This is a genomic window from Mesorhizobium sp. M7A.F.Ca.MR.245.00.0.0, from assembly GCF_003997415.1.
Taxonomy (GTDB): domain Bacteria; phylum Pseudomonadota; class Alphaproteobacteria; order Rhizobiales; family Rhizobiaceae; genus Mesorhizobium.
Genome location: NZ_RZTE01000018.1, coordinates 113,098 through 122,008, shown reverse-complemented (window position 1 = coordinate 122,008; position 8,911 = coordinate 113,098). Strand labels below are relative to the sequence as shown.

Genomic DNA, 8,911 nt, shown 5'->3' with positions numbered 1-8,911 from the left:
GGCGGTGAACGTCGTTTTGTCGAGACGCTGGCGCGCGCGGCCGTCGCTGTTGGCGTTGCCGGCGTGTTCATCGAGACCCACCAGGATCCTGACAATTCGACCTCGTCGGATGGCCCGAACATGCTGCCGTTAAAGGACATGCCAGCCCTGCTCGAGCGGCTGATGGCATTCGACCGTATCGCCAAGGGCCTCTAAGGCCGGACGCATACCCTGCCGACTGCCGGCGCTTGTGGAAGGCACGAGCCGGCTATAGGCTTTGCAACTGAGCGTTTTGGCAGGAGGAAGCCATGTCCGTCGCCCGCGTCACCGAAATCACATCGTCGTCGAAGAAGAGCTTTCAGGACGCCATCGAACAGGGAATTGCGCGCGCCTCGAAAACCCTGAAGAACGTCGAGGGCGCCTGGATCCAGGACCAGAAGATCGTCGTCCAAGACGGCAAGATTGTTGCTTATCGCGTCAATATGAAGGTTACCTTCATCCTCGCGGAGTGACCGGGCGTCGCCGAAAAAGTCGGGAACCTTCGCCCGCCCCCCTCATTGTCCAAGTATGGTTCTAAACCACAATGAGGAGCACAATCATGACAACCCAGACAGGTCACACCCAAGCCATCGCCGCTTCACGGGTCATCGGTACATCGGTCTACAATACCGAAGGCACGAGCATCGGAAGCATTGAGGATGTGATGCTCGACAAGATGACGAACGGCATCATGTTCGCGGTGATCGGTTTTGGCGGCTTCCTCGGCATCGGCGAAAAGTATCACGCCATTCCGTGGGCAAGCCTCGACTATGATGAGGACAAGGGCGGCTATGTCGTGCCGTTTTCCAAGGAACAACTCAGGGCGGCACCTGCCTACTCGATCAACGAATTGACCGGGGCGGATGGCGAGGCGGCGCGCGACGAATCTTACAATTACTACAAGGTCACGCCTTACTGGCATTGACAGCAACGACAAAGCGGCCCCGTCGAGAGACGGGGCCGCTTTGTATTCTGGCTTATTCGCTGACGTGTAAGGGGGCCATCGCCTTCGGCGGCGACTGCTGATTGTCGCACGACGTCAGGAATGCCGCCGCGATCAGGAACAGACTCACGATACCACCCAACTGGGACATGGCGAAACTCCTCCTGTTTCGCCCCGCGCGCTGCACCTTAACCGGAAGTCAGCCGACCGTACATGACTTATGATGACAGCGATTTGCGCTTCGTGAATCGTTCAGAGGCTGATGCCGCGGCAATAATTGCCGGCCGGCCGATTGCCTTTTGCAGCACTTTGGCTAAGACGTGCGGCATTCTTCAGATCAATCGAGGACATCGCAAATGACCGCCATCATCGACATTGTCGGGCGTGAAATCCTGGACAGCCGTGGAAATCCGACCGTCGAGGTCGATGTCATTCTCGAAGACGGCTCGATGGGCCGCGCGGCGGTGCCGTCGGGTGCTTCGACCGGCGCCCACGAGGCCGTCGAACTGCGCGACGGTGGCGCCCGCTATCTCGGCAAGGGCGTGCTCAGGGCCGTCGAAGCGGTGAACGGCGAGCTGTTCGAGGCCATCGGCGGCATGGAAGCCGAAAACCAGATCCATATCGACCAGACCATGATCGAGCTTGACGGCACGCCCAACAAGAGCCGGCTTGGCGCCAACGCCATTCTCGGTGTGTCGCTGGCGGTGGCCAAGGCGGCCGCCGATGCCGCCGGCCTGCCGCTGTACCGTTATGTCGGCGGCACCAAGGCGCATCTCCTGCCGGTACCGATGATGAACATCATCAATGGTGGCGCGCATGCCGACAACCCGATCGATTTCCAGGAATTCATGATCCTGCCGATCGGCGCGCCGACGCTGCGCGAAGGTGTACGCTGGGGTTCGGAAATCTTCCATACGCTGCGCAAGAAGCTGAAGGATGCCGGCCACAACACCAATGTCGGCGACGAGGGCGGCTTTGCCCCGAACCTGAAAAGCGCCCCGGTGGCGCTCGATTTCATCATGGAATCGATCGAGCAGGCCGGCTTCAAGCCGGGCGACGAGATCGCGCTGGGCCTCGATTGCGCCGCGACCGAGTTCTTCAAGGACGGCAACTACGTCTATGAGGGCGAGAAGAAGACGCGCGATCCCAAGGCCCAGGCCAAATACCTGGCCAAGCTTGCCGCCGACTATCCGATCATCTCGATCGAGGACGGCTTGGCCGAGGACGACTGGGAAGGCTGGAAGTACCTGACCGACCTGATCGGCAAGAAGACGCAGCTGGTCGGCGACGACCTGTTCGTCACCAATACGGCGCGGCTGCGCGACGGCATCCGCATGGGCGTTGCCAATTCGATCCTCGTCAAGGTCAACCAGATCGGCTCGCTGACGGAAACGCTCGACGCCGTGGAGACCGCGCACAAGGCCGGCTACACTGCCGTCATGTCGCACCGCTCGGGCGAAACCGAGGATTCGACCATCGCCGATCTCGCGGTTGCCACCAATTGCGGACAGATCAAGACAGGCTCGCTGTCGCGCTCCGACCGCATGGCCAAGTACAACCAGCTGATCCGCATCGAGGAAGAACTCGGCAAGCAGGCAAGCTATGCCGGCAAGTCGGTGGTCAAGGGCTGATCCGGAAACACCGGCTCATCGATACCGGACAAAAGGGCGGGAGCATTCCCGCCCTTTTTCGTTTCGACGCCGCCCAACAGGTCACCCGTAACCGTCCGTTAAGCACAATCGGGCGAAAAAGATCGTGAGCCGCCTGAGTTCGCGGCCTAGAGCCGGATGATTTCAGGTCTGTTCGACCTGAAATCTGAATCCGACTCTAAATCAAAGAGATAGAGCATCGTCCGAAAACCGCTTCACACTTTTCGGCGTCATGCTCTAGAGGAATCGGGCGATGTGGACGCGTCAGCACAAGCAGAGAAACACCGGCCGACTGATCATTCCCTCGCTTTGCGTGGCGTTCCTGGCCTATTTCGGCTTTCATGCCTATCACGGCGAATTCGGCATCTATTCGAAATATCAGCTGGAAGCCCAGACGGTGGCGCTGCAAGGGCAGCTCGATGCGATCAAGGCGCGCCGCATGGAACTCGAGCGCCGCGTTCGGTTGATGCATGAAGGCACGCTCGAAAAGGACATGCTCGATGAGCAGGCACGCAAGGCGCTCAATCTGTCCCAGGCTGACGAAATCACCATTATGTTGCCGACCTCGTCGAAATAACTGATTTCAAGTTAATCATCAATATTTTCAATGATTTTAATCGCTTAGGCGCATGCCAGCTATGCAAATTCGGCATGGCGCAACGCTTTGACGCGTGTTAGCCTCCCTTAAATCGGTGGGGAAGAGCTGATCTCCCCAGAACAGATTTCATCTGCTCTAATGTCCACAAAGAGACGCCAACAGGGAGTGATGCATGGCCACCGCCGCCAGAAAAGCGCCTGCCAAATCCAAATCCGACGGCAAATCGGGGCTTTCGGCCCCCAAGCCTGCCGAATTCACCAAGGACGAAGAGCTTGCCGCTTACCGGCACATGCTGCTCATCCGTCGTTTCGAGGAAAAGGCCGGCCAGCTTTACGGCATGGGTTTCATCGGCGGCTTCTGCCACCTCTATATCGGCCAGGAAGCGGTCGTCACCGGCATGAAGATGGCACTGATCGATGGCGATCAGATGATCACCGCCTATCGCGACCACGGCCACATGCTGGCGATGGAACTGTCGCCGCGCGGCGTCATGGCCGAGTTGACCGGGCGTCGGGGCGGCCTGTCCCGGGGCAAGGGCGGCTCCATGCACATGTTCTCCAAGGAAAAGCACTTTTACGGCGGCCACGGCATCGTCGGCGCGCAGGTGTCGCTCGGCACGGGCTTGGCCTTCGCCAACCGCTACCGCGACAACAACAATGTTTCGCTGACCTATTTCGGCGATGGCGCGGCCAACCAGGGCCAGGTCTATGAAAGCTTCAACATGGCCTCGCTGTGGAAGCTGCCGGTGATCTACATCATCGAGAACAACCGCTATGCCATGGGCACCTCGGTGTCGCGCTCTTCGGCGGAAACCAATTTTTCGCACCGTGGCGCCTCGTTCAAGATTCCCGGCATCCAGGTCGACGGCATGGATGTCCGCGCCGTCAAGGCCGCCGGCGACCAGGCGACCGAATGGTGCCGCGCCGGCAACGGGCCGATCATTCTCGAAATGCAGACCTACCGCTATCGCGGTCACTCGATGTCCGACCCGGCCAAATACCGCTCGAAGGAAGAAGTGCAGAAGATGCGCTCGGACCATGACCCGATCGAGCAGGTCAAGGCACGGCTGATGGAAAAGAAGTGGGCGACCGAGGACGAGCTCAAGACCATCGACAAGGAGGTCCGCGACATTGTCGCGGATGCCGCCGAATTTGCCCAGAACGACGCGGAGCCGGATCCGTCCGAGCTCTGGACCGATATCGTATTGTAACGGGAGGGCAAGGACATGCCGATCGAAATTCTCATGCCCGCTCTCTCGCCGACCATGGAAGAGGGCAATCTTTCGAAGTGGTTGAAGAACGAGGGCGACAAAGTCGTCGCCGGCGACGTCATCGCCGAGATCGAGACCGACAAGGCGACGATGGAAGTAGAAGCCGTTGACGAAGGCACGCTGGGCAAGATCCTGATCGCCGCCGGTACCGAAGGCGTCAAGGTCAACACACCGATCGCCGTGCTGCTACAGGACGGCGAAAGTGCCGGGGATATCGGCAAGGCCGCGGCGCCCGCCAAGGCGGAAGCGCCTGCAAAGGCAGAGGCTCCGGCGGCCGCAGAGGATAAGGCGGAGGCCGCAAAGCCGGCTGCGCCGGTGGCTGCTGCTCCGAAGACGGAAATCGCCGCCGATCCGGACATTCCGGCCGGCACGGAAATGGTCTCGACCACGGTGCGCGAAGCGCTGCGCGATGCAATGGCCGAGGAAATGCGCCGCGACGGCGATGTCTTCGTCATGGGCGAGGAGGTTGCCGAATACCAGGGCGCCTACAAGATCACGCAAGGCCTGCTGCAGGAATTCGGGCCGCGGCGTGTCGTCGACACGCCGATCACCGAGCATGGCTTTGCCGGCGTTGGCGTGGGTGCGGCGATGGCCGGCCTGAAGCCGATCGTCGAGTTCATGACCTTCAACTTCGCCATGCAGGCGATCGACCAGATCATCAACTCGGCCGCCAAGACGCTCTATATGTCCGGCGGCCAGATGGGCGCGCCGATCGTGTTCCGTGGACCGAACGGTGCCGCCGCACGCGTCGCTGCCCAGCACTCGCAGTGCTATGCCGCCTGGTACAGCCACATTCCGGGCCTGAAAGTGGTGATGCCCTACACCGCCGCTGACGCCAAGGGCTTGTTGAAGGCTGCGATCCGCGATCCCAATCCGATCATCTTCCTCGAGAATGAAATCCTCTACGGTCAGTCCTTCGACGTACCGAAGCTCGACGATTTCGTGCTGCCGATCGGCAAGGCGCGCATCCATAAATCAGGCAAGGACGTCACCATCGTCTCCTTCGGCATCGGCATGACCTATGCGGTCAAGGCTGAAGCGGAACTGCGTGGCCTTGGCATCGATGCCGAGATCATCGACTTGCGCACGATCCGGCCGCTCGATCTCGACACCATCATCGCCTCGGTCAAGAAGACCAACCGCCTGGTGGTGGTGGAGGAAGGTTATCCGCAGAACTCGGTCGGCGACCATATCGCCAACCAGGTGTCGCAGCGCGCCTTCGATTTTCTTGACGCGCCGGTCATCACCATCGCCGGCAAGGATGTGCCGATGCCTTATGCGGCGAACCTCGAGAAGCTGGCGTTGCCGAATGTCGGCGAAGTCATCGAGGCGGTCAAAGCCGTCACGTATCGCTGAACCGGGCGGGAGGACAAAATGCCAATCAACATCACCATGCCGGCCCTGTCGCCCACGATGGAAGAGGGCAATCTGTCCAAGTGGCTCGTCAAGGAAGGCGACAAGGTTTCGCCGGGCGATGTGATTGCCGAGATCGAGACCGACAAGGCGACGATGGAAGTCGAGGCTGTCGATGAGGGCACGGTTGCCAAGCTCGTCGTTCCCGCCGGCACCGAAGGCGTCAAGGTCAATGCGCTGATCGCCGTGCTCGCCGGAGAGGGCGAGGATGCGGGCGCTGCCGCGAAAAGCGGCGATGCTGCCGCACCAGCCAAAGCCGAGACGCCGAAAGCGGAGGCTCCCAAGGCTGACGCACCGAAGGCTGAGACACCCAAGGCCGAACCGGTCGCGACCGCATCCAAGGCAGATGCGGCTCCGGTTGCCAACGGCCATGCGGCTGGCGAGCGCACCTTCGCGTCGCCGCTTGCGCGCCGCATCGCGAAGGAGGCCGGTGTCGATGTGTCTGCCGTGACTGGCACCGGCCCACATGGCCGGGTGGTAAAGGCGGATGTCGACGCGGCGATTGCCGGTGGCGGTGCCCAGGCGGCGCCTGCCGCCAAGGCTCCTGCTGGCGCTCCTGCGCCTGCGGTAAAGGCGATGTCGGATGATCAGGTCCTGAAACTGTTCGAACAGGGCTCCTACGACCTCGTCCCGCATGACAATATGCGCAAGACCATTGCGCGGCGGCTGGTCGAGGCCAAGACCACCATCCCGCATTTCTACCTGACGCTCGACTGCGAGCTCGATGCGCTGCTGGCGCTGCGCACGCAGATCAATGCGGCAGCCCCGGTGAAGAAGACTGACAAGGGCGAGGCGCCGGCCTACAAGCTGTCGGTCAACGACATGGTCATCAAAGCGATGGCCATGGCGCTGAAGGCGGTGCCGGATGCCAATGCCTCATGGACCGAAAGCGCCATGGTCAAGCACAAGCATGCCGATGTCGGCGTTGCCGTGTCGATCCCGGGCGGCCTGATCACGCCGATTATCCGCAAGGCCGACGAAAAGACGCTGTCCACCATCTCCAACGAGATGAAGGACCTGGCCAGCCGCGCGCGCAGCCGCAAGCTGAAGCCGGAAGAGTATCAGGGCGGCACCACGGCGGTGTCCAACCTCGGCATGTTCGGCATCAAGGACTTTGCCGCCGTCATCAACCCGCCGCATGCGACCATCCTGGCGGTCGGCGCCGGCGAGGAGCGGGCGGTGGTCAAGAACGGCGAGATCAAGATCGCCACCGTGATGTCGGTGACGCTGTCGACCGATCACCGCGCCGTCGACGGCGCGCTTGGGGCTGAACTGCTGGTCGCCTTCAAGCGGCTGATCGAGAACCCGATGGGCATGCTGGTCTAGGACGGAGAGGGCGGTGCGGATCTTCTTCACCTCCCTCATGGCGTTTTTCCTGTCAGGATTGGCAGGCAGCCTGGTTGCTCAACAGCTGGCGGTCGCAACCCATGCGCAGGAAGAATACATTCTGGTGTTCATGACGTCGGTGCTTGTCACCATTGCTACGACGATCATGTTTTTCATCGCGCAGCTTTTTGCGAACGCACCGACGATCATCAACTGGCTGGGCCTCTGCGCAATTGTCCTGTTCGTGCTGATCGGGCTCGGCCTGATCTGTTGGACGTTCTCTCAGCCGGTCGATAAGCGCCAGTGGGGAGGTGACCTGCCGATCGTCGCCGGCCTGGTTTTGCCGAACCTGGCCACTGTGCTGGTTCACTGGCTGTTCGTGCGCTGGCGGTTGAGGCGCGGCTCGATTAACGCACAGGTGGGCGCATGAAGACGGTTCTTTGCTACGGCGACTCGCTGACCTGGGGCTACAATGCCGAAGGTGGCCGCCATGCGCTGGAAGACCGCTGGCCCAGCGTGCTGCAGGCAGCGTTAGGCGCCGGCGTGCAAGTGATTGCCGATGGCCTCAACGGCCGCACCACGGCGTTCGACGACCATCTGGCCGGCGCGGATCGCAACGGCGCCAGGCTGCTGCCAACGGTGCTGACGACCCATGCGCCGATCGACCTGATTGTCATCATGCTCGGCGCCAACGACATGAAGCCATGGATCCACGGCAATCCCGTCGCGGCCAAGCAGGGCATCCAGCGGCTGATCGACATCGTGCGCGGTCACGACTATCCGTTCGACTGGCCCGCGCCGCAGATACTGATCGTCTCGCCGCCTGTCGTCAGCCGCACCGAAAATGCCGACTTCAAGGAAATGTTCGCCGGTGGCGATGACGCCTCGAAGTTTTTGGCACCGCAATATGCAGCGCTCGCCGACCAGGCCGGCTGCGGCTTCTTCGACGCCGGCAGCGTGGCGCAAACCACCCCGCTTGATGGCGTCCACCTCGACGCCGAAAACACGCGAAACATCGGCAAGGCGCTGGCACCCGTCGTGCGCGTCATGCTGGAATTGTGAAGGAGAAAACCGTGGCTGAGAACTACGACGTCATCATCATCGGCTCCGGCCCTGGCGGCTATGTCACCGCGGTGCGTTCCGCGCAACTCGGCTTCAAGACGGCGATCGTCGAGCGCGAGCATCTCGGCGGCATTTGCCTCAACTGGGGCTGCATCCCGACCAAGGCGCTGCTGCGCTCGGCCGAGATCATGCACTATTCGGATCACCTGAAGGATTACGGGCTGAAGCTCGACGGCAAGGTCAGCGTCGATACAGCGGCCGTGGTCGATCGCTCGCGAAAGGTCTCGCTGCGGTTGAATGGCGGCGTTGCCTTCCTGATGAAGAAGAACAAGGTCGACGTCATCTGGGGCGAGGCCAAGCTTTCGAAGCCGGGCGAGATCGTCGTATCCAAGACGGCCAAGAAGCCGATGGAGCCGCAGCCGCCGGTGCCGAAAGGCGTCAAGGGCGAGGGCACCTACACCGCCAAGCACATCATCCTGGCGACCGGCGCGCGACCACGCGCGCTGCCCGGCATCGAGCCTGACGGCAGACTGATCTGGACCTATTTCGAGGCCATGGTGCCGAAGGAGATGCCGAAGTCGCTGCTGGTCATGGGATCGGGCGCCATCGGCATCGAATTCGCCTCCTTCTAC

Annotated in this window: 10 protein-coding genes and 1 pseudogene; all 11 read left to right on the top strand. The window is 61.5% G+C overall.

The window, feature by feature from the left end:
• Positions 1 to 195: pseudogene (locus EOB80_RS19550) on the top strand (3-deoxy-8-phosphooctulonate synthase); the annotation flags it as partial.
• Between the two features lie 92 nt (positions 196 to 287).
• Positions 288 to 491 (top strand): dodecin family protein, encoded by a 204-nt coding sequence (locus EOB80_RS19545; RefSeq protein WP_013531476.1) that lies wholly within the window; start codon positions 288 to 290, stop codon positions 489 to 491.
• Between the two features lie 86 nt (positions 492 to 577).
• On the top strand, positions 578 to 943 hold the full coding sequence (locus EOB80_RS19540; RefSeq protein WP_127329050.1) for a PRC-barrel domain-containing protein: 366 nt from the start codon (positions 578 to 580) through the stop codon (positions 941 to 943).
• Positions 944 to 1,317: 374 nt separating this feature from the next.
• On the top strand, positions 1,318 to 2,592 hold the full coding sequence (gene eno, locus EOB80_RS19530; RefSeq protein ID WP_127273626.1) for a phosphopyruvate hydratase: 1,275 nt from the start codon (positions 1,318 to 1,320) through the stop codon (positions 2,590 to 2,592).
• Positions 2,593 to 2,863: 271 nt separating this feature from the next.
• Positions 2,864 to 3,187 carry a septum formation initiator family protein gene (locus EOB80_RS19525; RefSeq protein WP_127329046.1) on the top strand — a complete coding sequence of 108 codons (324 nt, stop codon included), beginning with the start codon at positions 2,864 to 2,866 and terminating at the stop codon, positions 3,185 to 3,187.
• Between the two features lie 193 nt (positions 3,188 to 3,380).
• A complete protein-coding gene (gene pdhA / locus EOB80_RS19520) occupies positions 3,381 to 4,418 on the top strand; it encodes a pyruvate dehydrogenase (acetyl-transferring) E1 component subunit alpha (RefSeq protein WP_127272717.1) in 1,038 nt (345 codons plus the stop codon).
• Between the two features lie 15 nt (positions 4,419 to 4,433).
• Positions 4,434 to 5,834, top strand: coding sequence for a pyruvate dehydrogenase complex E1 component subunit beta (locus tag EOB80_RS19515; RefSeq protein ID WP_127294427.1), 1,401 nt, complete (start codon positions 4,434 to 4,436; stop codon positions 5,832 to 5,834).
• An 18-nt stretch (positions 5,835 to 5,852) separates the two neighbouring features.
• Complete coding sequence (locus EOB80_RS19510; protein WP_127329044.1) at positions 5,853 to 7,217, top strand: pyruvate dehydrogenase complex dihydrolipoamide acetyltransferase; 1,365 nt, start codon at positions 5,853 to 5,855, stop codon at positions 7,215 to 7,217.
• A 13-nt stretch (positions 7,218 to 7,230) separates the two neighbouring features.
• Complete coding sequence (locus EOB80_RS19505) at positions 7,231 to 7,647, top strand: hypothetical protein (RefSeq protein WP_127329042.1); 417 nt, start codon at positions 7,231 to 7,233, stop codon at positions 7,645 to 7,647.
• Positions 7,644 to 8,279, top strand: coding sequence for an SGNH/GDSL hydrolase family protein (locus EOB80_RS19500; RefSeq protein WP_127329040.1), 636 nt, complete (start codon positions 7,644 to 7,646; stop codon positions 8,277 to 8,279). Before EOB80_RS19505 ends, EOB80_RS19500 begins: the two co-directional genes overlap by 4 nt.
• A gap of 11 nt (positions 8,280 to 8,290) precedes the next feature.
• On the top strand, positions 8,291 to 8,911 hold a 621-nt coding region (locus tag EOB80_RS35380), incomplete at its 3' end, for an FAD-dependent oxidoreductase (protein WP_245466391.1).

What these genes read in the sequence shown, in the direction of transcription:
- EOB80_RS19545 (WP_013531476.1), top strand. Translation starts at nt 288, where the DNA reads ATGTCCGTCGCCCGCGTCACCGAAATCACATCGTCGTCGAAGAAGAGC.
- EOB80_RS19540 (WP_127329050.1), top strand. Translation starts at nt 578, where the DNA reads ATGACAACCCAGACAGGTCACACCCAAGCCATCGCCGCTTCACGGGTC.
- eno (WP_127273626.1), top strand. Translation starts at nt 1,318, where the DNA reads ATGACCGCCATCATCGACATTGTCGGGCGTGAAATCCTGGACAGCCGT.
- EOB80_RS19525 (WP_127329046.1), top strand. Translation starts at nt 2,864, where the DNA reads ATGTGGACGCGTCAGCACAAGCAGAGAAACACCGGCCGACTGATCATT.
- pdhA (WP_127272717.1), top strand. Translation starts at nt 3,381, where the DNA reads ATGGCCACCGCCGCCAGAAAAGCGCCTGCCAAATCCAAATCCGACGGC.
- EOB80_RS19515 (WP_127294427.1), top strand. Translation starts at nt 4,434, where the DNA reads ATGCCGATCGAAATTCTCATGCCCGCTCTCTCGCCGACCATGGAAGAG.
- EOB80_RS19510 (WP_127329044.1), top strand. Translation starts at nt 5,853, where the DNA reads ATGCCAATCAACATCACCATGCCGGCCCTGTCGCCCACGATGGAAGAG.
- EOB80_RS19500 (WP_127329040.1), top strand. Translation starts at nt 7,644, where the DNA reads ATGAAGACGGTTCTTTGCTACGGCGACTCGCTGACCTGGGGCTACAAT.